Origin of the sequence: Celeribacter sp. (assembly GCF_048270365.1) — a bacterium.
Classification (GTDB): Bacteria; Pseudomonadota; Alphaproteobacteria; order Rhodobacterales; family Rhodobacteraceae; genus Celeribacter.
The window spans coordinates 1-25,764 of the sequence record NZ_JBLWTA010000004.1 but is presented as its reverse complement, the minus strand read 5'-3'; the positions used below and the strand labels follow the sequence as shown (position 1 = coordinate 25,764).

Here is a 25,764-nt window from a genome sequence, read left to right as displayed (position 1 = left end):
ATGCAATATTTTCTCGCATTCGACGCAGGCACCGGCTCCGGTCGCGCCGTTTTGTTCGATCAAACCGGTGCCGAGGTCGGCGCCGTCGGGCAGGAATGGTGGCACAAAAGCGATCCGCAGTTTCCCGGCTCGATGGATTTCGACACCCAAGGCAACTGGAGCACGCTCGCACGATGCTGCCGTGAGCTGATCGCCAAGACCGGCGTCGATCCGAAAGACATCAAGGCGGTGAGTGCGACCGCGATGCGCGAGGCCTTTGTTTTGCACGATGCGCAGGGCGACGAAATCTGGGCCTGCGCCAATGTGGATGCGCGCGCGGATGCCGAAGTGCGCGGCCTCAAGGCGGATCATCCCGGTCTCGAAGAAGACATCTACGCGCTGTCGGGTCAGACCTATGCGCTGGGCGCTTTGCCGCGTCTGATCTGGTTGCGCAGCCATATGCCCGAGGTGTTCGAGAATGCCCGTGCGCTCACGATGCTGTCGGATTGGGTGCTGTATCGGCTCTCCGGCGCGCTGTCGTCCGAGCCGTCGAATGCGGGCACAACCGGCCTCATCGGCCTGACGGATCGCGCGCCCGTGGCGGCGGCGTTCGAGGTTGCGGGGCTGTCGGCGGATCTGATGCCGCGCTCTGTTTCGACGGGCGAAGTCGTCGGCCAAGTGCATGCAAAAGCCGCCGAGGTGACCGGCCTTGCTGTGGGCACCTTGGTCGTCGCGGGCGGCGGTGATTGCCAGACCGGCGCGCTGGGGCTTGGCGTCGTCAACGAGGGCGATTGCGCGGTTTTGGGCGGCACCTTCTGGCAACAGGTCGTCAATGTGCCGCTGTCTCTGCGCGATCCGACGATGAATTTGCGGATCAATCCGCATGTCGTGCCGGGTCTCAATCAAGCCGAAGCGATCAGTTTTTTCACCGGCGCCGTGATGCGTTGGTTCCGCGATGCTTTCGGGCAAGGCAAAAGCTACACAGAGCTGGAGGCCGCCTCGAAATCCGTTCCGCCGGGGGCGCATGGGATCATCCCGATCTTTTCGGATGTGATGCGCTATGGCGAATGGTTCCACGCGGCGCCCTCTCTGCTCAATCTTTCGATTGATCCCGAGACCTCCGGCCCCGCCGCCATTTTCCGTGCCTTGCAGGAAAACGCCGCCATCGTGGCCTATCGCAATCTGAAAGCGGTGTTCGAGCTGTCCGGCCAGCAACCGGAGCGCATCGTTTTTGCCGGAGGTGCGTCGAAATCTGCGCATTGGGCGCAAATTCTGGCGGATGTGACCGGCCTTCCGGTCGTCACGCCGAAGGTCAAGGAAGCCACCGCGCAGGGCTGTGCCATCGCGGCGGCCACGGGGGCGTCACTGTTCTCGTCGTTGACCGAAGGTGGTGCCGTCTGGTCTGCGCTTGAGGCCGAATTCACCCCCAATGCAGACCTCAAACCCCTCTACGACGAAGCGGGCACACGCTGGGAGCGGGCCTACGCCGCACAGCGTGACTTGGTCACGTCGGGAATCACCACGTCAATGTGGCAAGCGCCGGGCACCTGATCGCCCCAACATTATCTTTCGAAAGGCTCACACATGCTTATTCAACTCGTGAATGTTAAAGTGCAAGAAGGCACGCGGGACACGTTTCTCGAAGCCTTCACCATCAATTGCGAAGGCACCCGCAAAGAGGCCGGGAACATTCGTTTCGATCTTTTGCATGACCCCGAAGACGAGAATAATTTCTTTGTCTACGAAATCTTTAAAAGCGAAGCGGCGCTCGATGAGCATCGCAAGACGGAGCACTATCAGACCTGCGTGAAGATGATCGATCCGATCACGCTGGGTGGCCGGTCCAAGACCTACTTTACGCCGGTGCTTGTCCAGGACGCATAAAATGATTGGTATGGGCAAGCGTTTGCTGATTGCCCATGCTGGTCTTTTGCCTGCGCGATCCTGCTTTTCGCGCCGCATGCCGATCCTTTGCGCAGATGAAAAAAACGCCGCCCGATGCAGGGCGGCGTTTCGATATTCAGACAGGCGAAACGGTCAGGACGTCGCCTGAGTCATGCCAAAAAGGCCTCTTACCAAGAGGTGATCACCGCGCCGTCATAGCTCTCTTCGATAAAGGCTTTGACCTCATCGGAGTGATAGGCGTCCACAAGGGTTTTCACCCAGGGCAGGTCCTCGTCACCCTTGCGCACAACGATCACGTTCACATAGGGGCTTTCGGCCTTTTCCATCGCGATGGCATCGTCTTTCGGGCTCAGACCCGAGGCGATGGCGTAGTTGGTGTTGATGATCGCGATGTCGGCATCCGACAGGGTGCGCGGCAGTTGGGCGGCGTCCAGTTCGAGGAACTTGAGGCCCTTTGGGTTGTCCTGCACATCGAGCGGGCTCGGCACGAGACCGGTGCCTTCCGCGAGCGTCACGAGACCGAGGTCTTGCAACAGCAACAAAGCACGGCCGCCGTTGGTCGGGTCGTTCGGAATCGCGACTTTTGCACCGTCTTCGAGGGTGGCGAGGTCTTCGATTTTGTCGGAATAGATGCCCATCGGCGTGGTGATCGTGTTGCCCACGACAACCAGTTCAAAGCCGCGGTCCTTCATCTGGTTGTCCAGATAGGGCACGTGCTGGAAGGAGTTGGCTTCGATGTCGCCATCGGCCAGCGCGGTGTTCGGGATCACGTAGTCGGAGAATTCCACCACGTCGATGTCGAGGCCCATCGGGGCGGCAACCTCGGCCACGACTTCCATGATTTCAGCATGTTCGCCGGGGGACACACCGACTTTGATCTCTTCGGCCATAGCGACAGAGGCCATGAGGGCCAGAACGGAGGAAAGCGTTGCAACGCGCAGCATGTGTAAACTCCTTATGATGCGGTTCGGATAGGGTTATTGACCGCGCCCCTTGGGGGCACGTTTGTCCACGCGGGCGGCAATCCATTCACCGATGGACTGCACAAGCTGGACGAGAACAATGAGAATGACGACCACCACGGCCATGACATCGGGCATGAAACGTTGGTAACCGTAGCGAATGCCGAGATCGCCAAGCCCTTCGCCGCCCACGGCGCCGACCATCGCGGAATAGCCGATGAGGCTCACCACGGCGAGCGTGAGGCCCAGTGTGATCGCAGGCAAGGCTTCGGGGATCAGCACCTTGCGGATGATCTGGAACGGGGTCGCCCCCATGGCACGCGCCGCCTCGATGAGCCCGCCATCGACTTCGCGAATGGCATTTTCCACCAGTCGCGCGATGAAGGGCACAGCCGCGATGGTCAACGGTACGATCGCGGCGGTGGTGCCAATCGAGGTGCCCGCAATGGCGCGGGTGAAAGGGATGATCGCCACAACGAGAATGATGAACGGCACGGACCGGGTGGCATTGACCACAAGGCCCAACACCTTGTTCACCCAAGGCGAGGACAAAAGCTCCCCGCGTTGAGAGATCGCCAGAAACACGCCCAGAGGCAGGCCGAACAGGGTCCCCAGAAGGGTCGAGATCGCCACCATGTAAAGCGTCTGCCCCGTCGCTTCGATCAACAGGTTGATGAGATTAGCCGACATAGCCAAGCACCTCCGTCAAAAGACCGTGACGTTCCAGATAGGCCCGCGCCTCATCGCCTTTGGCGGCGTCGAGCGAGACCAGAAGATTGCCGAAGGGCTGGGTGCCGATCTCTTCGACCGCACCGGCGAGAATATTGACCTCGATCCCCAGATCGCGGGTCAAAAGCGCCAACATCGGATCGGTCGCATGTTTGCCGGAGAAGGTCACGCGTACCACCTCCTCGCCGCCCGACGTCGGGCGCTCAGCGATGATTTTATCTTTGATAAAGGCGGGCAAAGTGACCCCCGTCACGCCCGACAGGAAAGACCGCGTCGTCGGATGTTGCGGCGCGGTGAAAACGTCATAGGTCGTGCCGGCCTCAACGATCTGTCCGCCCTCGATCACGGCGACATGGCTGGCGATGTCACGCACTACGGCCATTTCATGGGTGATCAAAAGGATGGTCAGCCCGAGATCGCGATTGATGTCTTTCAACAGCGACAACACGGTTTGCGTGGTCTCCGGGTCGAGCGCCGAAGTGGCCTCGTCAGAGAGCAGGATTTTCGGCTCGGTCGCCAAGGCACGGGCGATGCCGACACGCTGTTTCTGGCCGCCGGACAATTCGGACGGGTAGCGATCCGCCTGCGCCGTCAGCCCGACACGGTCGACAAGATCGGCCACACGGGTCTTGATCTCTGCGCCTCCAATGCCCGCAATTTCCAGCGGCAAAGCGATGTTTTCGGAGACGGTGCGCGAGGACAAGAGGTTGAAATGCTGAAAAATCATCCCGACGTCGCGCCGAATGGCCCGCAGCTTGGCGCCGCGCGCGGTGCCCACGTCCTGATCTCCGACCAGCACCTTGCCAGAGGTCGGACGCTCCAGCCCGTTGACCATGCGCAGCATCGTGGACTTGCCCGCGCCCGAACGGCCGATGATGCCGGTGATCGTCCCGGCCTCGACGGTCAGGGAAACATCGCTGATCGCGGAAACGGTTCCCCCGCCCGGTTTGGCAAAGGATTTTCCGACCGTGTCGAATATGATGGAGGCCGCTTGGCCGTCGTGTGAGGTCATGGTTTTGATTCCAAAGGCCCTGATCTATCCCGGGCTGTAGACCTGAATGCGCCCCAAGGTTCAAGCCGCGTGGCTCAATAAACCAAGTCTGCCCCTGCGCCTGTCTCGGTTCTGGCCCGTCGAAACGTCCCGACGCTTGCCCGGAATGCAAACATCTGTCCGACGACACCTGCACCCTAGGATGCAGGTCGTTTTAGATCGAATGGTCAAACCGGGATATCCTTCTTTTCCGCAACGTTCCACCCGACGACCGGGTCTGTGCGCCAATTGATCCGACACCCTGCCGAAAAAGGAGGATACCGTTCTGCGCAAAACGCGATAAAGAGGGGCGCAATGACGGATCAAACGCACAAAAAGCAAGACATGGGACAAGAGGCGGGCACAGCTTTCGGACCGGATTTGGCCAAGGCCTCCGTCCTCGTGGTCGACGACGAACTGGGCATGCGCCATTTCCTGAAAAAAGCGCTGTCCACCAAATGTCGCCACGTCGATGTGGCCGCGACCCCTGCCGAGGCGTCTGCCTATCTCGACGGGGAAAGCTATGATGTCATCATGCTCGACAACATCATGCCGGGGATGACCGGGCTTGAATGGTTGGCGGATCAATGGCAGATCGGGTTGCGCTCCGACATCATCCTGATGACTGCCTATGCCGATCTCGACACCGCGATCGAAGCCCTGCGTCTGGGCATCAGCGATTTCCTGTTGAAACCGTTCCATTCCAATCAGGTGTTGAACGCGATCTCCAAAAGCCTCGCCAAAACCGCGCTAAAACGGCAGAATACCGTGCTGCGTCAAGAATTGGCGGCGGGCAGCGATTTGCTGCGGCAGCGCGATACCTTTGTCGGCTCGTCACAGGCGGCGCAGACCCTGCGCGACACCATTGAACGCGCCGCCCAGATCAACGCGCCTGTGGTGATCGAGGGGGAAACCGGCACCGGCAAACATATCGCCGCGCGGATGCTGCACAGCGTCTCGCCCCGTGCGCATAAGCCTTTCGCATGGTTGCCCTGTTTTGGGATCAGTTTCGAAGACTTTCGCGAGCGCCTGTTTGGGCGTGTCGACAGGTCCGTCAGCTCCGGCGAAGGTATTCTCAACACGGCAGAAGGTGGCGTTCTCTTTCTCGAAGACGTCGATCTGCTCCCGCCTGCGGGGCAGAATTTGTTGGTCGAATGGCTCAGCACCGGGCGGTTTCAGCCGGTCGGCGGTGGCCGCAGTTTTCAGACCGACATTCGTGTCGTCTGTTGCTCCAAAGGCAACATGAAACAGGCGGTCGAAGACGGCAGCTTCCGCACCGATCTGTTCTATCTATTGAATGTGCATGAGGTCTGGATTCCGCCGCTGCGCGAACGTCCCTCCGATGTCATCGAAATCGCGGAGTTCTTTCTCACATCGCTCTCGGCGCGCATGGGGGCCGTGGCGCCCGACATATCGGCAAGCGACAAACGCCGTCTCATGGCGCATGACTGGCCCGGCAATGTGATGGAGCTGCGCAACGTGGTGGAGCGCGCGATCATTCAAGGCGGCTTTGAACGCGCCCTCCAAGATGTCGGCAGCGCTGAAACCGAGAGCCTTGAAGCCGTGGAGCAGCGTCACATTCTCAATGTCTTGCAAGCCTGTGGCGGCAACAAGGCCGAAGCCGCGCGCATCCTTGGCGTGGCGCGCAAGACCATTGATCGCAAATGTCAGGCCTGGGGCCTCTAACGCGATGATGCGCGCATGACCGCCCTGATCGCCCGCCTCAAAGCCCAGGTTCGGCTCAAACTTCTGGTGCTGGCACTGCTGCCGATTGCTGTGCTGTTGCCGATCTTTCTGGGTGCGACCATGTGGCATTGGCTCGGGCGGTTCGATGCGCTTTTGACCGAGAAAGTCACCAGCGACCTGCGCATCGCGGAGCAATATTTCGTCAAGATCGAAGAGGCGCAGGCCCAGAGCATTGCGGCCATCGGTAACGCGCGGCAATTGTCCGATGCGAGGGCTGAGGGCGAGGGGGCGTTGGCGGAGTTTCTCGACCGCAGGCGGGATCAGATCGGATTGGATTTCCTGATCATGGAAACCAATGGCGCTCGCACGCCCGAGCCGGTGCAGGCCTTGCTCCAGCGCGATCGCGACCGTGACATGCAATCTGGTTTGATCGTCGCCTCTCCCGCAGAGATGGCGCTTTGGGGGGATGGTCTCGCGGAGCGTGCCCGCCTGCCGATCCGCGACACTGATGCGGCGCGCCCGACAGACCGCGCCTTCGAGGAACGCGGCCTGATCCTTTGGGCGGCCTATCAGATAGAGGGCGGCTATCTCTTCGGTGGGCGGCTTTTGAACCGCAATCTCGATGTGATCGACCGGATGAACGCGCTGGTCTATGGCGGGGATGTGGCGGCGCCGTCGGATGCGGGCACCACGACGCTCTTTCTCGATGATGTGCGCATTTCCACCAATGTGCGCCTCTTCGAAGGCGAGCGCGCCTTGGGCACGCGTGTCACCGAAGTGGTCTGGCACAAGGTCGTCGAGCGTGGCGAAACATGGCTCGACCGCGCTTTCGTCGTCAATGACTGGTATATCTCCGGCTATATGCCGCTGAGCGATGTGACCGGCGCGCGGGTCGGTATGCTCTATACCGGCTTTCTCGAACAACCCTACAGGGATCAGCGCAACGGCACGGTTCTGGCGCTTGGGCTGGCGTTTCTTGCCGTGCTCTTGCTGGCGGTGCCGATCTTTTTGCGGATGGCACGCGATGTCTTCGCGCCTCTGGAGCGCATGACTTCGACGATGCAGCAGGTGGAGCGCGGCGATCTGAGAGCCCGGATCGGTAAGATGGAGTCCGAGGACGAGATCGGCGCCGTGGCCCGCCACCTCGACCGCCTGCTCGATCAGGTCAAAGACCGCGACGAGGCGCTCAGGCAATATAACGATCAGCTCAACGATCTGGTGGATATGCGCACGCAGGAATTGCGCGCCGCCAATGAAAAGCTCGAAGAAACCTATGCGCAACTGATCCTCAAGGAAAAGCTGGCCTCCTTGGGGGAGATCACCGCCGGTGTGGCGCATGAGATCAACAATCCGATTGCGGTCATTCAGGGCAATATGGAGCTTTTGCGGATGAGCCTCACCGAGGAGATGAAGGCCGAGGTCGCGATGGAGCTGGACTTAATCGAGGCCCAGACCCGTCGCATCAATGTCATCGTCGGCAAGCTGTTGAGCTTTTCGCGCTCAGGCGAGATGTCGGATCATTCCTCTTTGGTGAACGTCAAAGACGCGGTCGACAGTGCGTTGATCCTCGTGGCCGCCGATCTGCGCAAACACAATATCGAGACGCGGCGCATCGACCGCGATGTGCCCCCCATCGAGATCGTTGAAAACGAATTGCAACAGGTGCTGGTCAACCTCTTCATCAACGCCGCCCAAGCGATGTCCAAAGGCGGCACGCTGACGGTCGAGCTTCAAGAGAGCCTGCGCGACGACAGGCCGGGCGTTGAAATCCGTGTGTCAGACACCGGCGCGGGGATTCCCGCCGATCAAATCGCCCATATTTTCGATCCGTTTTTCACCACGAAACAGGCTGAGGGCACCGGATTGGGGCTGTCGATCAGCCAGGCTTTGATGGAACGCGCGGGCGGAAACATCACCGTAGAGAGCATATGCGGGCGCGGCACGATTTTTTCTGTCTGGTGCCCGGCCGCGTCATTCTGTCCGGATGACATCTGAAGCGGTATACAAATGTGGACATTTTGTCCGGCGCCCCTCGGTGCAAGGGGGGCAATATGGGTCATTTCGACATTTCTGCGCTGCAGATAAATCTTATAACGCACTGTTTCTAAATATTATTTTAGTTTGACACTACAAGACATGGAATGGCAATTCCCGACACACGGCGCGACATCTGGTCGCGGAGTGACGCGTGATCCCCCAGCGGGACAGGCGCAATAAGGGGACCAAAGAGCCCCATTTGATCGGAGGACAGTCACATGTCAGATTCAGCAGCCGGGCCGCTTGGGTTCCTGCGTAAAGAGAATATCGTCGCCCCCGAGGGCTACAACCGCTGGCGCGTGCCGCCGGCATCCATCGCCATTCACCTGTGCATCGGCTCGGTCTACGCCTGGTCGCTGTTCAACCCCGCGCTGACCCGCGAGTTCGGCGTTCTGGCCCCGGCCGCGAGCGACTGGTCGCTGTCGTCTGTGGTCTGGATCTTCTCCGTGGCCATCGTCTTTCTGGGCCTGTCTGCGGCCTTCGGCGGCAAATGGCTCGAAAAAGTCGGCCCCCGTTTCGTGGGCGTTGTCGCTGGTTTTTGCTGGGGCGGCGGCTTCCTGATCGGCTCCATCGGCATCGCCACACACCAGCTTTGGCTGATCTATCTGGGCTATGGCGCCATCGGCGGCATCGGTCTTGGCCTCGGCTATGTCTCGCCTGTGTCGACGCTTCTGCGCTGGTTCCCGGACCGTCGCGGCATGGCGACCGGCATGGCAATCATGGGGTTCGGCGGCGGCGCAATGGTCGGGAAAGTCCTGATCGATTGGCTGTTGAACACCTTCCAGAAAGCTCCTGAATTCCTCGGTGCAGAAGGTGCTGTGGCGCTGATCACCGAAGGCGGCAAACGCTTTGCGGAAACCGCGAATGGCACCGTCGAAGTCATCGTCGCGACTGCCGCACAAGCCGCACCCTTCGGTGGCGACGCGGGCGTCTATGTGGTCGGCACCGGCGACACCGGCGCAGCGGCGACCTTTGTGACGCTGGGCATCATCTATTTCATCGTGATGCAAATCGCCTCCTTCCAGTACCGCGTGCCTGCGAAAAACTGGAAACCGGCGGGTTGGGAGCCGAAACAGACGGCCTCCGGCATGGTCTCTGACAACCACGTGCACATCGACCAAGCGCTTAAGACGCCGCAATTCTGGCTGATGTGGATCGTGCTCTGCTTCAACGTGACCGCCGGGATCGGTGTGATCGGCGTGGCGAAAACCATGATGGACGAAATCTTCGGCAACCTGCCGCTCGTCACCGCGGCCTTCGCCAGCACCTATGTGTTCATGATCTCCGTCTTCAACATGGTTGGCCGTTTCTTCTGGGCCTCCACCTCGGACTTCATCGGGCGCAAGACCACCTACCACATCTTCTTCGTTCTGGGCACCGCGCTCTACCTCTCCGTCCCGTTCTGGGCCTCCATGGGTGGCACCCCTGCGCTCATCGGCTTCTACGCGGCGACCATGGTGATCTTCACCATGTATGGCGGCGGTTTCGCGACCATCCCGGCCTATCTCGCAGATGTGTTCGGCACCTTCCACGTCGGCGGCATCCACGGGCGCCTTCTGACCGCATGGGCCACCGCCGGTGTGCTCGGTCCGCTCGCGATCACCACGCTGCGCAACGTGTCGCGTGAAAATGCCATCGCCGATCTCGCGGCACAGGTCGATCCGGCCACCTTCGCCGAGAAATTCGGCGCGCCTGTGGCACAGTTGAGCGATCTCGTGGCGGCCAAAACCGTGACCATCGCGAACCTTCTGGAAATCGCACCGGCGGGCACCATCGACCCGACCTCCACGCTCTACAACACCACGATGTATTGCATGGCCGGTCTTCTGGTCGTCGCCTTCTTCGCGAACCTGCTGATCCGTCCGGTGCATGAAAAGCACCACGTCAGCCGGACACACCCGGAAGCGGTGGCTGCTGAGTAAGCACTCAAAACTCTGAAATGAGATCGCGCGGGGCTGCTCTTTTGAGCGGCCCCGCGTCATGTCCCCCAAAACAAGCGCAAAGCATGGGATACGCACAATGACCAAGCACGACTGCATTAAAAAACCTTCCGGCGCCGCAGGTGGCTGGGGCGCACTCAAAAGCGTGGGCCGCCAGTTGATGGGCACCGGGCGTCCCGTCAGCGGCGCCAAGACGCTTTTGAGCCTGAACCAGGCCGACGGCTTCGATTGCCCGGGTTGCGCCTGGGGCGATCCCGAGCATGGGTCGTCTTTTGAATTTTGCGAAAACGGTGTGAAAGCCGTGGCATGGGAGGCCACGAAGGCCCGTGTCACGCCCGAATTTTTCGCCCAGCATTCCGTCACGGAGCTGCAGGGCTGGACCGATTACGATCTGGAACACGCCGGACGCCTGACCCACCCGATCCGCTATAACCCGGAGACTGACCACTATGAAGAGGTCAGCTGGGACGAGGCCTTTGCTGGCATCGCGGCGGGGCTCAACGCGCTTGAGGACCCCAATCAGGCCGAGTTTTACACCTCTGGCCGTGCCTCGAACGAGGCCGCGTTCCTCTATCAGCTCTTCGTGCGCCTCTACGGCACCAACAATTTCCCCGATTGCTCCAACATGTGCCACGAGGCCAGCGGCGTCGCCCTGTCCCAAGCCATCGGCATCGGCAAAGGCACCGTGTTGCTCGAAGATTTTGAGAAATGCGATCTGGTCTATTGCGTCGGTCAGAACCCCGGCACCAACCACCCGCGGATGCTTGCCAGCCTGCGCGAAGCGGTGGAGCGCGGAGCAAAAGTCTGTGTCTTCAACACGCTCAAGGAAAAGGGTCTGACGAAATTCGCTGACCCGCAGAAGAAAATCGAGATGCTCACCGGCGGCGCCGAGCCGACCTCGACCGATTACTACCGTCCGCGTCTGGGCGGAGACATGGCGATTTTCCGTGGCATGTCGAAAATCGTTCTGGAGGCCGAAGACCGCGTACAGGCCGCAGGCGAGGCCCCGATCCTCGATCACGATTTCATTCGCGAACATACCTCTGGCTTCGAGGGCTGGTGCAACATCGTGCGCGCCACCTCATGGGAGCTGATCGAAGAGCAATCCGGCCTGTCGCGCGACGAAATCACCGCCGCCGCCGAGATGTATCTCAAGGCCGAACGTGTCATCACCACATGGGCGATGGGCGTGACCCAGCACCTGCACTCCGTGCAAACCATCCGCGAGATTGCCTCCTTCATGTTCCTCAAGGGCAATATCGGTCGCGAAGGCGCGGGTCTCTGCCCGGTGCGCGGTCACTCCAACGTGCAGGGCGACCGCACCGTGGGGATCAACGAAAAGGCGCCGGAGAGCTTCTTTGTGGCGCTGGAAAAAGAGTTGGGTGTCACCCTGTCCCGTGCGCCGGGGCATAACGTCACCCATACGATTGGCGCGATGCTCGAAGGCTCGGCCAAGGCCTTTGTCGCGCTTGGCGGCAACTTTGCCCGCGCCGTGCCGGACAGCTCTCTGGTCGCCGATGCCTTCCGCAACCTCGATCTGACCGTGAACATCGCGACGAAACTGAACCACGGCCATCTGATGCCGGGCAAGGCCTCCTATGTCCTGCCCTGTCTGGGCCGCACCGAGATCGACCGCAATTCGAAAGGCGAACGCCAGATGATCACGGTCGAGGATTCCATGTCGATGGTGCACGGCTCCTCCGGGATCAACCTTCCGGCCTCGAAGACGCTCAAATCCGAGATCGGCATCATCGCGGGCATCGCGGCGGCCACCATCGGCAGCGATGTGGTCAAATGGGGTGAAATGGCCGAAGATCACGACCTGATCCGGGACATGATCGCGCGGGTTTTGCCGATCTATGGCGACTTCAACAACGACGTGCGCAAACCGCGTGGCTTCTGGCTGCGCAACCCGGCGAGCGAACGCGAGTGGAACACGCCGACGAAGCTGGCGAATTTTGCCATCGACGATCTGCGCGACCAGACGGAATGGCAGCAAATTCAGTCGGAGGCCGGAAAATTCGTGCTTCAGACCTTCCGCTCGCATGATCAGTACAACACCACGATCTACGGTATGGATGACCGTTATCGCGGCGTTTATGGCGCCCGCAATGTGGTCTTCATCCATCCGAAGGACATTGAGAAAAACGGTCTTAAGGCCGGCGATCTCGTCGATCTGACGGGCTGTTTCGAGGATGGTCGTCACCGCGCCTGCACTGGGTTCCGCGTCGTTCCCTACGACACGCCAAAGGGTTGTATCGCGGGCTATTACCCGGAGATGAACGAGCTGGTGCCGCACCAAACCGTGGGCGATCAAAGCGACACCCCGACGTCTAAGTCGGTGATCGTCAAGATCACCCCGCATCAGGGCGCGTGAGAGCCGGATCACCATGTCGCAAGAAGACGCCCTTGAGTCCGCCTTCGGGGCTGCGCAAAACGCGCAGCACTCTTACCTGAGCACGATGGGGCCGCTGATTTTGGCGGCCTCTCATCTAGGGATCGCGAAAGACAGCCGCGGCTTTGCGCGTCTGTTCGATCTGGCTCATGCTTTGGTGATCCGGGAATGCACCAGCCTCGAGCAGGAATTTGGCCTGATCGAGACCCAGAAAAAGGACATCCGTACCTCGCGGGTGTTCTACCATTTGACGGAAAAGGGCCGCGCCCTGTTTGAGCATCGGACCCCGGCACATGGCTGACCCGACGCTTTCCCGCATGGCCACCCGTCCCATCGCACCGCGCAGATGGTCCGCCGAGGGCCTGCGCGAGCAGAGCCGGAGCCTCATGGTCGAAACCCCGGTCGCGATCGTGTTCAACGGCACGACCGTCGCCGTGATGATGGCCTCGCCGCAAGGCATCGAAGATTTCGCCTATGGCTTTGCCCTGACGGAGGGCTATCTGCGCGATTTGGCCGAGATCGAGCGGTTCGAGGTGATCGCGCATGACAAGGGCCTCGAGGCGCGGTTCTGGGTGGCGGAACAGGCCGCCGAGGCGCTTTTGTCTCGCCGTCGTGCGGCTTTGGGGCCGATGGGGTGCGGGCTCTGCGGCATCGACAGCCTCGATCAAGCGCTGCGCACTCTGCCGCCCCTCGGCAAGGGTGTGACACTTGACCCGCAAGAGGTGGCCGAAGCCCCGGATCAGCTCCGCGCCTTTCAGCCGCTGCACGACCAGACCCGTTCGGCCCATGCCGCGGGCTTTCTGATCCCCGGCCTTGGCATCACCTTTGCGCGTGAAGATGTCGGGCGGCACAATGCCTTGGACAAACTCTGCGGCGCCCTGCTTCGCGAAGGCATCGCCCCTGAGAGTGGTGCGATCGTGATGACCTCGCGGCTCTCCGTCGATCTCGTGCAAAAATCCGCGATGATCGGCTGCCCGACGGTGATCGGCGTCTCCGCCCCAAGCCTGCTCGCGGTCGAAACGGCAGAGGCTGCGGGCATGACCTTGATCGCCAATTGCAAAGCCGGACGGTTCGACATCCTGACCGGCGCAGACCGCCTGAAGCTCTCTCTCCCTGAAACGAAGACGTGAGCCCCATCCGTTGGACAGTCTCTGGCGGGAATGAAGCGCGTTTCTGCCCGCGAAATCCCTCACCTAGAGTCTGCCCAACCTTGAAGGAACAGATGAATGTGAAAAAACCGTAGTGGTTTCGAATGCTCGGTTGCTCTGACATATTGCCGTCTTCTGGTTTGGAGGAAGGCTATCAGGGTGTGATGTCGCCCGTCGGAGGCTATTTGGGGGCAGATGCAACGTTTACGTTTTTTGTTGAAAAAATACTTAAATGACTCTTAAAAAGACTGGCTTATCGTGCGCTTTCTGCGCGACTTGGGGACGTAGCCCGTGATCTTTTTGAAATCATCGAATGTTCTTTTCCTGAAGCCGAAAAAGACAGCCGGGACATCATTTGAAATCGCGCTTTCACGTTTCGCCGAAAAAGACGATATCATCACTCCGATTTCCAACGTGGATGAAAACACGCGTCGGACACTGGGCTTTCCAACCTGTCAAAATTATTTGAAACGGCCGCGTGAATATACGCCCAAGGATGTTGTGAACCTTCTTCGCAAAGGGATCCAGCCAAAGAAATACTACAATCATATCGGTGCTGCAAAAATGCGTCGTCGCTTGGGGCGTGAGGTTTTTGATGCGGCATATAAGGTTTCTATCGTGCGGAATCCCTTCGATATGATCGTCTCTCTCTATTTTTGGAAAACGAGACATGAAGAGGAACGCCCGAGCCTTCAGGCGTGGGTCAAGCGCAACAAAAGTGTTCTTCGGAGATACATGGATCAATATTATCTGAATGGTAAGGATGTCATTGATTTCTATATTCGTTTTGAAAATTTTGAGCCGGACATCCTGGAACTTGAAAGCCAAGTGCCTGCATTAAAAGGCCTTTGGAGCACATTTCACTCCATCAATGCGAAGGGCAACATTCGTCCTCAAAAGACAACTCCGGCCTCCATTCTCTCCGATCAGCCCGAGGTCAAACAGATGATTCATGCCATTTTCGGTGACTTGATCGAACGATTTGACTACCAGCTTAGATAGAACGTCGCTTTACTGATGTGCTGTGTCGACCATTTTGGCGACAGGGCGGAAACAGCCGGGAAAACTCATGCTTTATCTTCACATCGGTACACCGAAAACGGCCAGTACGTCGATTCAGAGGTTCGTGAATACGACTCTGCTCTCAGTGCATTCTGTTGCGGCTTTCGGCGAGCAGACGGCGTGGAAACTTGCGATGACATCCAACAGCACACTTGCCAGAGAGCGATTCCTACGTCGGAAAAACAAACCGAACCATACGCGTTTTGAAACCGTGCGCGACACGGTATTCAGAGACGCAGCTGTTGAAATAGCGGCGCAGAATAGCGACCGTTTTCTGGCCTCATGTGAGCATATCTATTCCGATTTTGGCAACGATGCGGAGGCCATACAGGCTCTTAAGCACCAGCTTTATGACGTTTTTGGAGACGTGACGGTGATTGTATATCTGCGCGATCAGGTCTCGTTTCTCAAAAGTTATTACGCGCAATGGGTGAAAGGCAAAAGGGCGAGTGCGTCAAGTTTTGAAGACTTCATGCGCGATCAGATTGCTGACGGATTCTGGCTCGACTATTATCGACCGCTGTCTCTGTGGGCGGATGCCTTTGGAGCTGAGAAGATCCGCGCAATTCCTTTTTCGAGAAAGAACTTTCCAGAGGGAAATATCCTTATCGATTTTCTGGCGCAAATTGAAGAGGATACGCCGGCAACGCGTGACGCGGCACGTGAGGTACGTCAGCGAAATGTCTCGCCGACCTATGGGGAAATTCGCGCGCTTCAGAGGCTCAATCGGCTCGGATTGGGACGGCTGAGGCCTCTTGCGAGGAACCTTGCCAAACTCCTGCCCGAAAAAGAGTTTCCGCGTGAGTTCGATGCTGAAATTCTCACAAGTTCACGCGAGAGCAATCATGCTGTGAACTTGGAGTTCTGCTCAAACTTTGCGTGGCGGCTGCCGGAGTAAGGGAGGGTGTGCCGGATGCCCTTGGCAGAATGCGGCATCCTCTCGAAATCAGTTGGGACGGGCCAGCACGACTCAACATACGGGCAGCATTTTCCTTTTTCCTGCCGATGTGACCCGGCTCTTTTGGCGCTCAATCGCTTGCGTCTGATTTGGAGCCACCTATGATGCATTGTGTTGCCGAGGAGCGCGGCAACACGGCGGAGATTTTCCGCTTTCCTACATGTGACCTGATTTGTGGTGACCATGACGCAACACCCTGTGTGGTGCGATAGGGGCCCCGCAGACAACCGGATAGAACGGTATGGACTTAAGACGCTTCGATCTAAATCTTCTTCTTGTTTTCGATGTCATGATGGCAGAACGCAATGTGACTCGCGCCGGAGAGCGTCTTGCGCTGTCGCAGCCTGCGGTCAGCCATGCGCTCAATAAATTGCGCAGTTTGTTGGGGGATGACCTGTTCGAGAGATCGGAAGGCATCATGAAACCAACGCCGCGCGCGCTTGAAATTGCCGGGCCGGTGCGCGAGGCGCTTATGCAGCTTCAAGTCACTCTGGATGACACGGCGTTTGACCCTTTTGATGCGAAAAACACCTTCAACATCGCGTTTCACAACTACGCTTCGACAGTTTTGGCCACTCCTTTGGCGCGCAGGCTGCGCGACCGCGCGCCGCAGGTCCGGCTGCATATTTCCTCAAATGACGGCCATGACCTGTTCAAACGGCTTGGGGACGGGGCCTATGACATTCTGATCGGACCGACGGGTGAGGTTCCGCCTGGTTTTGAGAGTGTTACGCTCCTGATGGATTCCCATTGCGGACTGGCGCGCCATGACCATCCGCTGTTCGACAGAGAGATCACGCGCGAAAGTCTGTCAGAACTGCCGGTGATCGCAATCGGGTCTTTGAAAGAGCAGGAAACGGGGATTTTCCCGGTGCTCATCGAGGCGGGTATCGACATCAATACGATGATGACCGTGCCGCATTTGTTCGCCGCAATCAATGTGTTGCGCGATACCGATATGGTGACCTATGTGCTGCAAAGGGTTCAGAAAAGCCATACGGAGACCTATGCCAATCTCGATGGGCTGCGGGCCTTTGCCCTGCCGATGGATCAGGAACCCGTGCCCTGTCGCATGGTGTGGCACAAACATATGACCAACCAGTCGGCGCATCGCTGGATGCGAGACCAGATCGCCGAATGTTTCAGGGAGGTTATGTGATGCCTATAAAACGAGCAAGACGCCTGTCAAATCTGCATTTGCGCCAAGGGCATAGGAGCTATGCGATTGGTGACATCCATGGGCGGGTCGATCTTTTGCGCGCCCTCATGGCCCGCATTCGCGAAGACATCCGGCGTTTCCCAGCGGACAGCTGCGAATTTATCTTTTTGGGGGATTATATATCGCGCGGGCCGCATTCGGATGGCGTCATCGATTTCCTTCTTGAGGAGCTGCCTCATGAGGGGGTGCCCATGATCTGTCTTCGGGGCAACCATGAGGACCTGTTGCTGCGCTTTTTGAGAGACGGGGATCAGCATGCGGGACAGAGTTGGCTTTCGCATGGTGGGGCCGAGGCGGCGCAGGCCTACGGTGTCGAAACCGGTGAGATCACACCTCAACGCCTCCCGCAGATCGCGCAGAAGTTGCGGGAGAGAATTCCTGACAAGCATATGATATTCTTTGAGGAATTGCAGACCTGCTACATTCGGGATGGCTATATTTTCGTCCATGCCGGCCTGCGTCCGGGGGTCCGTCTCGAAGAGCAGACCGCGACAGATATGATGTGGATCCGGGAGGGGTTTCTCGACTACCGTGGGCATTTTCCGAAATATGTGATCCATGGGCACACGCCCTCGGACCTGCCGACGATACGTCCAAACCGGACCAATGTGGACACGCGGGCCTATGAGGGCGTGTTGACCTGCGCCGTGCTTGAGGGACGTGAGCGTCGGTTTTTGACGACGCTATAATCGCGACGGGGCGTCTCGCGTGCCGCGTGACGCTCCTTTGAGTGCGACGCGCGCGCCCGCGGAATTCAAATCGCGAATACCGCAATTCAAAACTTTCATTTCATTTATATAAATAGGCCTCGTACCGTTTTCTCGTGCCCCACGCTCCGGGGCACAAAACGCAAAAAGCAAAAAGCTCAGACAGGCCCTCGCTTGTCCCGCGCGCGGGACAAGACACGGCAGCCATGTCTGAGGCGACAACGGGAGACTAGGATTTGACACAGACAACTGACACCGAGCGCCCAAAGCTCAAGCGCAGCTTGGGCACGCTTGATCTGCTTTTATATGGTATCGTGTTTATGAGCCCCATCGCGGGCTTTGCTGTCTATGGTTTCGTACAGGACAGCTCCGGCGATATGGCGGTTCTGTCCTATTTGATCGGCTGTATCGGCATGGTGCTGACGGGGCTGAGCTATGCCGCCATGTCGCGGGCCGCGCCGGGGGCGGGGTCGGTCTACAACTACGCGCAAAAGGCCTTTGGTCCCTTTTTGGGCTTTGCGGCGGGCTGGTCGATCCTGCTTGATTATGTCCTGCTGCCCTCTCTGATGCTGTTGATCGCCGGTCTAAGCATGAATGCCGCCATCCCCGCCGTGCCGGTCGCGGGCTGGGTCATGTTCTTTTTGGTGATCGCGACCGTCACGAACCTCTGTGGCATCAAATTCACCACCCGCGCCGACATGATGATCGCAGGCGCCTTGATGATTGCCGTGACTATTTTCGTCATCGCCGCCGTGATCTATCTTCTGTCGCCCTCCACGCCCGTCAGTCTCAGCCTTTCGCCGCTTTTGCCCGAAGGTGGCGTGCAGATGAATCTGGTCGTCGCCGGGGCCTCCGTCGCGATCTTGTCCTTCCTCGGGTTCGATGCGATCTCGACACTGTCCGAAGAGCTCAAAGAGGGGCATAGCAATGCCGTTGGTCGGGCGACGATCCTCTGTCTTGTGGTGATGGCGAGCATTTTCATCGTCGAAAGCTGGCTGCTTTCCGATCTGTCGAAAGGCTTGGAGGACCTGTCCCCCGATGCCGCCGCTTTTGAGATCATCAACGCCCGGATGCCCTTCGTCGGTCTGATTGTGACGCTCGCCGTGGGTCTTGGCACCGGCTTTGGCTCGACCATCCCGCCGCAGGCTGCCGTGTCCCGTGTGCTCTTTGCCATGGCCCGCGACCGCCAACTTCCGGGTATTTTGTCGCGCGTCCATAGCCGGTTTCGCTCCCCCTATGTGGCGATCCTGTTCATGGCCGTGATCATGGCGGTGCTCTCGCTGGGCTTCGGGGCGCATCTCGACACTTTGCTCTCGCTGGTGAACTACGGAGCGCTGATGGCCTTCATGTTCGTCAATGCCTCGGTCATCATGCATTACGGGATTCGTGGCGGCTCGCGTCAGCTGGTTCGGCACTGGATCCTGCCCGGCATCGGCTTTCTCGTTGTGGCCTATGTGTTCACCGGGTTGAGTAGCCAGTCCTTGATCATGGGAACGGCCTGGATCGTGGCGGGGATCGCCTTTTACCTCGTCCAGCGCTTTATGCTGGGGCGCACGCCTGTGGTGGGACTGGATGCTGCAGAATGACTGTGACACAGACGATGCAACGTATCCTGCTGATTGGCACAGCCGACACGAAAGCCGATGAGCTCAGCTACCTTCAAACCGAAATTGCGCGCCTGGGACACCGGGCGCTCATCATGGATGTCGGTGTGCTTGGGGTGCCGAAACTGCCCGTCGATCATGCCAATCATGAGGTTGCGAAGAGGGCAGAGATGCGCCTGTCCGAGGTGGCGGCGCTCGGGGATGAATGCAAGGCGATGGAAGTGATGGCCGAGGGCGCGGCCCGGCTGGCGTCTGATCTCTATCTCGCGGGGCAGATCGACGGCGCTTTGGCGATCGGTGGCACGATGGGCACGGATCTCGCGCTTGAGGTCATGTCCGCTTTGCCGATCGGTGTGCCAAAGCTGATCGTCTCATCGGTTGCCTTTTCGCATATCATCCCGCCCGAGCGCATCGCGCCGGATTTGATGATGATCCTCTGGGCCGGTGGCCTATGGGGGCTGAATTCTGATTGCAAGGCGGTGCTGAATCAGGCTGCGGGTGCGGTGGTTGGCGCGGCAACTGCGATGTGTGGCGTGTTGCGATCCGACGCCCGTGCCATCGCGATCTCGTCTCTGGGCGGGTCTTGTCTGCGCTATATCGGACATCTCAAGCCCGAGTTGGAGGCGCGTGGCTATGAGGTGGTGATTTTTCACACCGTTGGAATGGGCGGGCGCACTTTGGAGGGCCTCGTGGCGCAGGGTCGTTTTGCCGCCGTGCTCGATCTGTCCCTGATCGAGGTTTCGAACCACGCTCTGGGCAGCCCGGTGCATTCCGGCGCGGATCGGTTGGAAACCGCCGGACGGCTGGGCGTGCCCCAGATCGTCGCCCCCGGTGCAATCGATAGCGTGGACGACCGCGCGTGGGACGGCTCCGGTCGGTCCTCTGAGGTGGGCTTTCACGCGCACAACCGTTTGATCGGAGGCATTGCTACCGGGGCGGCGGACAAGATCAGGATCGCTGAAATCATTGCGCAAAAGCTCTCGATCAGTCAGGGGCCGACGGCCTTTGTCATGCCGCGTTTGGGCGTCAACGAATGGGATCGTCCGGGGCAGGACATGCATGACCCGGAGGGGCTTGCCCAGTTCGAAGCCACCCTGAGTGCCGCCCTGTCAGGCGCGATCGAAATGCACAGCGTCGATCATCACATCAATGACGCGGAGTTCAGTCAGGCGATCCTCGCGATCTTTGACGAGTGGTGCCGTCAGGGCCTGATTGCCCCGGCACAAGATCAAGACCAAAAGAAAAGAGCACATTCATGAACATCCCCTTCGGCGCCCATCAGAGCGATCTCAACCAAGACATCGCCCGCGATCTCGCCCATGTTCTGCATCCCAATCACGCCGTGCAAGAGCCGGTTGATTTCATCATCCATCGCGCAGAAGGCATCCGCCTTTTTGACGCAGAGGGCCGCAGTTTCATTGATGGCCGGTCTCAGTTGAACTGTGTCAATCTTGGCTACGGCCATGAGCGGCTGGTGCGTGCGGTCCAAGACCAGGTCGCTGAACTGCCTTACCTGTCGATGTTCTATCAATTCAGCCACCCCGGCGTCATCGAATGCGCCGAGCGGCTGACCGCCGCCGCGCCGGGCGATCTCGAACAGGTGCTGTTCACCACGAGCGGCTCCGAAGGGATCGAAATGGCGCTGGCGCTGACCCGGCTTTACTGGTCGCGTATGGGTCGCAACCGGACCAAGATCATTTCGCGCTACACGGGCTATCACGGTGCCACCTCGGGCGCGGTGTCTGCGACGGGGATGGCCATGGGCGGGCAAAGCTCCATGCAGAGGTTGATTGCTGGTCATGTGCATATCCCGGCCCCCGACCTGTTCCGCGATGGCGCGGACATGGATCCCGAAGACTATGGCGCGCGCGCCGCAGAGCAGCTTGCTCAGACCATCGAGTTGGAGGGGCCCGACAGCGTGGCGGCCTTTATTGCCGAGCCGGTGCTGGGGGTCGGCGGCTATGTCCCGCCGCCGCCGGGCTATTGGCAACGCGTGCGCGAGATTTGCGACCACTACGGCGTTTTGTTGATCCTCGATGAGGTCATGACCGGGTTCCACCGGACCGGTCCGCGCTTTGCCGCAGAGCATTGGGGCATCGTGCCCGACATGCTTGTGGTCGGCAAAGGCATCAATTCCTGCTACGTGCCCTGTGGCGGTGTCGTGATCCGGCAAGGCATCACGGATGTTTTGGCAGGGGCCAAGCTGCCGGGGTTCACGCATTCCGGTCACCCGCTGGCCATGGCGGCGTCGAATGCCGCCTTCGACGCCTATGACCAAGATGGGATCGAAGGCAATGTTGCGCGCATCTCGACACTGATGATGGCGCGGCTGCGCGCGGAATTCCTGCCATTGCCCTATGTGGGGCAGGTCGAGGGAATCGGCTTGATGATGGCTTTGGAGCTGGTCGGCACGCCGGGAACGCGTGAGCGCCCTGAAGATGCGATGTTGCAAGGCGTGGTGCGTGCGGCTCTGGAGAAAGGCTTGATCCTGCGTGCGCGCAATGGACGGATTGCGCTTTGTCCGCCGTTGATCACAACCGAATCCGACGCGCATGCCATGCTCGATATTCTCTATCCGCTGATCCGGGACCTTGCTCAATGACACTCGATTTTGCTGGAGATGAACGCCTCCAAACAGCCTTTGCCGAAGCCTGGTCCCGCAAGGCGGACTTTAAAGAGGGGGCGGCCTATATGCGTGGGCGCTTTGTTCCCTTGTCGGAAGCCACGATTCCGATCACTGACTGGGCCTACCGGCGCTCAGATGTTGTCTATGATGTGGCAAGCGTTTGGGAGGGCTCATTTTTTCGTCTCGATGACCACATCGCCCGGTTTCGTCGCTCGATGACCCGCTGGCGCCTCGATCCGCCGGAAAGTGACGCGCAAATCCATGACGTCGCTCTGGCCGTCGTCGCCCTGTCGGGGTTGAAAGCGGCCTATGTGGGCATGGATTGCCTCAGGGGGAAGGCGCCGCGCGGTGTCGCAAGCCATCCGGCCAATGCCCAGAACTATCTCGCGGTTTTCGCGCGCGGCTTTGCCTGGATCATGCCGCCGGATCTGCAGGAGCGCGGCGCGCGGATGATGATTGCCAAGACCCGCCGGATCGCCCCGGAGGCGGTGGACCCGACCGCCAAGAATTTTCACTGGGGGGATATGACGCAAGCGTTGTTCGAGGCCGAGGATCAGGGGCTCGACGGGGCGATTTTGCTCGATGCGGACGGCTATGTGACCGAAGGCCCGGGCTATAATGTGTTTGCCGTGTTGGCGGGCACGGTTGTGACCCCCGATCGTGGCGCTTTGGAAGGCATGACGCGGCAATCCGTGCTGGAACTGTGCGCTATGCTGAACATCCCAACAGAGGTCAGGCCGATATCCGTGCAAGAATTGGAGCACTGTGACGAAATCTTCATGACCACCACGGCAGGCGGCGTCATGCCGGCTTCTGAACTGGATGGCCGGGCGCTGGCTTCGACGATTGGCCGCCAGTTGCGGCACAGATATTGGGCCGAGCGCGAAGCGGGCTGGCTTGGAACGCCTGTGGACTACGAGAGGTCCTGTGATGGGGGCACTGACTGATCGGAGGTGAGCGAAAGGCATGACCTCTGATGCGGAAGAGGTCATGCTGGCTCAGCTTTACGCAGCCAAAGTCGCAAGTGTTTCCGGCCTCCTTGCGAAACAGCGAGCTATTGGATCGGGTGATTTAGCTTAAGGTCCGGCTCGTTTGAGCGAATTGGTTGGCATGCTAATCCCGCTTTTTGCATCTTTGATGCATGCCAATGTCCGCAATGGGTACAGCAGCCTTCTTTATTCGCAACCGCGGCGAACGCACACTTCCCGCCCACACTTACGAAAAAGATTCACAAGGGATTGAGCTTGTACGATGCTCGAACCCCGAAAATATGAAGCGAGGAAAGGTGTTTGTTATATGAGCCAGCGGCAGAACTATGGGGCTTGCCCCAGTTCTGGAGCGATGACGCATAGTTTTGCCGCTATGGGCTGTGAAAACACCAGAAATCGTCATTGTTGCATAGCCACTTGTGCAAAACGTTTGCCCCTAATGACGAATTCTTTTGCTCCCAAGGCAAGTGCATAAAATTCAATCGTATTTTGGGGCATCTTCGCCGCGTATTCGGCTCGTCAAGGAGGGTTTGAAAAGGAGTAACTCCGGGTATGGTGGTCACATTATAGTAATTCTGCGTTCACCATTTTTCTCTGGAAGTGCCGCGTACACCACACCTGCGATGGATGCATTGCGAAATGACATATGCGCGTATCTTTGGCGTATATGCATTTCCAATTCTTCAATTGCTTCTGTGTCGCTATGACTAAGCGCCTCGTAATATTTCTGCAATTCATCGGAGAGTGCGACATTTATCCCGTCAATATTGTTGCCAAGGCTCTTCTTAAACGGCACGCCCGCCGCCAAGGCTTCATCAAGCATCAGGCGTAGAGAAACGAACTGCAATCCATGCTCAGCTTTGTTAAAGAAGGCAAAGCTTGTCGGTATTCTTGCCTGGCTGAAATAATTAATGAATAGGGTATCGCCCTGCTGATTTTTGTAGGTATCTAATGCGCGTGTTTCATCGACTTTGGAAAAGCCGAATTTTTCACGCAAGACATCAAGCACACCTTGATATTCCTTTATGTTAAATGCCCCGCCCCCTGGTTTGGCATTTGGCATATACCCGCCACCAATATCAGAGTGTGCGCCAACCATCTGAATGCGCCTGCCTTTCTTAGCCAAGGTCAGCGGGAAAAACTGTCGGACCTCATCTTTGGCAGTGATGTGAAAAATGGTTTCGGCGACGTTGCGATATGTATCGATTGTCACACCTTCGTAATTACCCGTATGCCCCCTTCTCCCATAGAGGAAACCGTATCGAGCAGCCCCATGAACTTGACCTTAAATTTGGAGGATCCAAATTCGATCTCTTCATCCAGAACGCCATTTGCGAAATCGCGGGCGGCGATGGCCCCACGCGAGAACCCAAAGACATCAAACCAAATATCACAGGGCTGCATGCCTAGAGTTTTGCTGTGGAGGTCTTGTGTAAGTAAATCCATCGTTTGCGCGACACGACTTTCAACCCCCTCTGGTCCGGTGCCCCAGCCCATACCCCTGGGCCCAGACATAATCCCATCATCAAATGAGAGAAAGTCATTGGTCGTGCCATCTTCATCGACGCCAATTCCGCGCATGTAGCGGCTAAGATACAAAACATTGCGCGGCTGGCCGTCAATGTTTTCGACATCTGGATTTTCTGTCGCTCTATATTGTCTCTCTAGGAGATCGACATTCGTGTGCCACGTGACGCCATTGACCGGCACATGGTCGCGGGAATTCCCTGTGCCGTCAAAAAACACTCCGGCCCGGATCAGATCACAACTTGCAGCGATGGTGTCGGTCGGCCCCGATCCTGCTTCTGTCGCGGATGCCTGAGCGGCTTGCTGAGCTGCATGAAGTCGTGTTTGGTTTGTTTCTGTCATCAGCTGTCTCTTTCCTTGGAGCAGCGGGATAAAACTGGGCCTTCATGCTGCAAAACATAATCTCTACCGCGCATGGCGTCTTTAAAATGCTCGTCGTTTGGATCATGAGCCGCCTTTAACTCTCTCGCCACGGGATCACTGGCCGGCAGCGAATGGGCGCAAAGTTCACGGAGCACTACGGGAAGCACCTCTTCATGGCTCAGTTCGCCAAGCTCCACGCCACGCCGTTCCGCAATCAGTTTGGCGACCGTAGGATGTGCAGTCGTGACCAAGACATCCGCGCCCGGGCCAACTTCTATTGTGATTGTGGCGTGATTTTTTTCTGGATCAAGCGTAGCTAACTCAGATGCTGAAACGGAAAAATCCAGCGTATAGGCCTGATCAGCTAAAATATCATACCAGGTCACTTCGTAATAAATCTTATCGCTCCAGGCATTGGGATAGTTAGCCGCGCCGCCTTCATTGCGACCCTTAGCGGAGCGTTGAACAATGGTGCGCCCATTCTCGACAAGTCGGGTAATGGATGGGGAAACGACATTGTCCGAAAAGGATAACCCAAGCGCGTTTGGGCGTTTTGCTTGTATGAGCCAACTGGTTCCAACCTCTATGGCGAGAAGCAACAGTATAGCCGAGAATACCTTTTTCATATCGGTGCCTTATCTTTTTACAGTGCTTGATCCTACACTTCGATTTGTTCGTTGAGTTGTTTCTTTCATTGGTCGCCTCCTTCTTCTGAACAGAAGCTCGTCGGCATTGGATTGCGACTCAAATAATACGCTCGTGTCTCCATCGCGTCTTTTAAATGCCCCGGGGTAATCCCCCCGTTTTTACGGGGGCTTGGCCGTAGAATTTACGCGGCCATTCTCAGTTTCTGTGCGGGTGTCATCCCGCCGTTGCCCATGTTCGGGCGTTCATTGTT

The 25,764-nt window shown here is 58.4% G+C and carries 22 protein-coding genes; 16 read left to right on the top strand and 6 right to left on the bottom strand.

Annotated elements, in window-relative coordinates; all coding sequences use genetic code 11:
- Window positions 1-1,530 carry an autoinducer-2 kinase gene (gene lsrK, locus ACN0X0_RS06655; RefSeq protein ID WP_417278525.1) on the top strand — a complete coding sequence of 510 codons (1,530 nt, stop codon included), beginning with the start codon at window positions 1-3 and terminating at the stop codon, window positions 1,528-1,530.
- A gap of 33 nt (window positions 1,531-1,563) precedes the next feature.
- Complete coding sequence (locus ACN0X0_RS06650; RefSeq protein WP_417278524.1) at window positions 1,564-1,863, top strand: antibiotic biosynthesis monooxygenase; 300 nt, start codon at window positions 1,564-1,566, stop codon at window positions 1,861-1,863.
- Window positions 1,864-2,051: 188 nt separating this feature from the next.
- Here the strand turns inward: ACN0X0_RS06650 and ACN0X0_RS06645 are convergent, their stop codons facing one another.
- From ACN0X0_RS06645 to ACN0X0_RS06635, 3 genes are read right to left on the bottom strand one after another with little or no spacing between them, the layout of a single operon-like run.
- A complete protein-coding gene (locus ACN0X0_RS06645) occupies window positions 2,052-2,828 on the bottom strand; it encodes a MetQ/NlpA family ABC transporter substrate-binding protein (protein ID WP_417262522.1) in 777 nt (258 codons plus the stop codon).
- Window positions 2,829-2,861: 33 nt separating this feature from the next.
- Window positions 2,862-3,536: a methionine ABC transporter permease gene (locus tag ACN0X0_RS06640; RefSeq protein WP_219784180.1), complete on the bottom strand. Its 675-nt coding sequence runs from the start codon at window positions 3,534-3,536 to the stop codon at window positions 2,862-2,864.
- Window positions 3,526-4,587 (bottom strand): methionine ABC transporter ATP-binding protein, encoded by a 1,062-nt coding sequence (locus ACN0X0_RS06635; RefSeq protein ID WP_417278523.1) that lies wholly within the window; start codon window positions 4,585-4,587, stop codon window positions 3,526-3,528. Before ACN0X0_RS06635 ends, ACN0X0_RS06640 begins: the two co-directional genes overlap by 11 nt.
- A 333-nt stretch (window positions 4,588-4,920) precedes the next feature.
- On the opposite strand from ACN0X0_RS06635, the gene ACN0X0_RS06630 reads away from it, so the two are divergent.
- The 14 genes from ACN0X0_RS06630 (at window position 4,921) to ACN0X0_RS06565 (ending at window position 22,934) form a co-directional block, all read left to right on the top strand.
- On the top strand, window positions 4,921-6,291 hold the full coding sequence (locus ACN0X0_RS06630) for a sigma-54-dependent transcriptional regulator (protein ID WP_417278522.1): 1,371 nt from the start codon (window positions 4,921-4,923) through the stop codon (window positions 6,289-6,291).
- A gap of 15 nt (window positions 6,292-6,306) precedes the next feature.
- Window positions 6,307-8,286, top strand: a complete 1,980-nt coding sequence (locus ACN0X0_RS06625) for a cache domain-containing protein (protein ID WP_417278521.1) — start codon at window positions 6,307-6,309, stop codon at window positions 8,284-8,286.
- Window positions 8,287-8,546: 260 nt separating this feature from the next.
- Entirely contained in the window at window positions 8,547-10,250 is a 1,704-nt protein-coding gene (locus ACN0X0_RS06620; protein WP_417278520.1) for an OFA family MFS transporter, read from the top strand.
- Between the two features lie 97 nt (window positions 10,251-10,347).
- Window positions 10,348-12,645, top strand: a complete 2,298-nt coding sequence (locus tag ACN0X0_RS06615) for an FdhF/YdeP family oxidoreductase (protein ID WP_417278519.1) — start codon at window positions 10,348-10,350, stop codon at window positions 12,643-12,645.
- Window positions 12,646-12,658: 13 nt separating this feature from the next.
- Entirely contained in the window at window positions 12,659-12,964 is a 306-nt protein-coding gene (locus tag ACN0X0_RS06610; protein ID WP_417262528.1) for a hypothetical protein, read from the top strand.
- A complete protein-coding gene (gene fdhD / locus ACN0X0_RS06605; protein ID WP_417278518.1) occupies window positions 12,957-13,793 on the top strand; it encodes a formate dehydrogenase accessory sulfurtransferase FdhD in 837 nt (278 codons plus the stop codon). Before ACN0X0_RS06610 ends, fdhD begins: the two co-directional genes overlap by 8 nt.
- A 309-nt stretch (window positions 13,794-14,102) precedes the next feature.
- A complete protein-coding gene (locus ACN0X0_RS06600; protein WP_417278517.1) occupies window positions 14,103-14,813 on the top strand; it encodes a hypothetical protein in 711 nt (236 codons plus the stop codon).
- 67 nt (window positions 14,814-14,880) lie between these two features.
- Entirely contained in the window at window positions 14,881-15,771 is an 891-nt protein-coding gene (locus ACN0X0_RS06595; RefSeq protein ID WP_417278516.1) for a hypothetical protein, read from the top strand.
- A 301-nt stretch (window positions 15,772-16,072) separates the two neighbouring features.
- Window positions 16,073-16,990, top strand: a complete 918-nt coding sequence (locus tag ACN0X0_RS06590; protein ID WP_417278515.1) for a LysR family transcriptional regulator — start codon at window positions 16,073-16,075, stop codon at window positions 16,988-16,990.
- A complete protein-coding gene (locus ACN0X0_RS06585; protein WP_417278514.1) occupies window positions 16,990-17,739 on the top strand; it encodes a metallophosphoesterase family protein in 750 nt (249 codons plus the stop codon). The genes ACN0X0_RS06590 and ACN0X0_RS06585 overlap by 1 nt, the downstream gene beginning before the upstream one ends.
- Window positions 17,740-17,993: 254 nt before the next feature.
- A complete protein-coding gene (locus ACN0X0_RS06580; protein WP_417278513.1) occupies window positions 17,994-19,343 on the top strand; it encodes an APC family permease in 1,350 nt (449 codons plus the stop codon).
- On the top strand, window positions 19,340-20,620 hold the full coding sequence (locus tag ACN0X0_RS06575; protein WP_417278512.1) for a Tm-1-like ATP-binding domain-containing protein: 1,281 nt from the start codon (window positions 19,340-19,342) through the stop codon (window positions 20,618-20,620). Before ACN0X0_RS06580 ends, ACN0X0_RS06575 begins: the two co-directional genes overlap by 4 nt.
- Window positions 20,617-21,963 (top strand): aspartate aminotransferase family protein, encoded by a 1,347-nt coding sequence (locus ACN0X0_RS06570; protein ID WP_417278511.1) that lies wholly within the window; start codon window positions 20,617-20,619, stop codon window positions 21,961-21,963. The genes ACN0X0_RS06575 and ACN0X0_RS06570 overlap by 4 nt, the downstream gene beginning before the upstream one ends.
- Window positions 21,960-22,934, top strand: a complete 975-nt coding sequence (locus tag ACN0X0_RS06565; RefSeq protein ID WP_417278510.1) for an aminotransferase class IV — start codon at window positions 21,960-21,962, stop codon at window positions 22,932-22,934. The genes ACN0X0_RS06570 and ACN0X0_RS06565 overlap by 4 nt, the downstream gene beginning before the upstream one ends.
- Before the next feature lie 601 nt (window positions 22,935-23,535).
- Here the strand turns inward: ACN0X0_RS06565 and ACN0X0_RS06560 are convergent.
- The 3 genes from ACN0X0_RS06560 to ACN0X0_RS06550 are packed head-to-tail and all read right to left on the bottom strand — an operon-like array spanning window position 23,536 to window position 25,492.
- On the bottom strand, window positions 23,536-24,189 hold the full coding sequence (locus ACN0X0_RS06560) for a hypothetical protein (protein ID WP_417278509.1): 654 nt from the start codon (window positions 24,187-24,189) through the stop codon (window positions 23,536-23,538).
- Window positions 24,186-24,845, bottom strand: coding sequence for a hypothetical protein (locus ACN0X0_RS06555; RefSeq protein WP_417278508.1), 660 nt, complete (start codon window positions 24,843-24,845; stop codon window positions 24,186-24,188). Before ACN0X0_RS06555 ends, ACN0X0_RS06560 begins: the two co-directional genes overlap by 4 nt.
- On the bottom strand, window positions 24,845-25,492 hold the full coding sequence (locus tag ACN0X0_RS06550) for a hypothetical protein (protein ID WP_417278507.1): 648 nt from the start codon (window positions 25,490-25,492) through the stop codon (window positions 24,845-24,847). The genes ACN0X0_RS06555 and ACN0X0_RS06550 overlap by 1 nt, the downstream gene beginning before the upstream one ends.
- Between the last annotated feature and the right edge of the window lie 272 nt (window positions 25,493-25,764).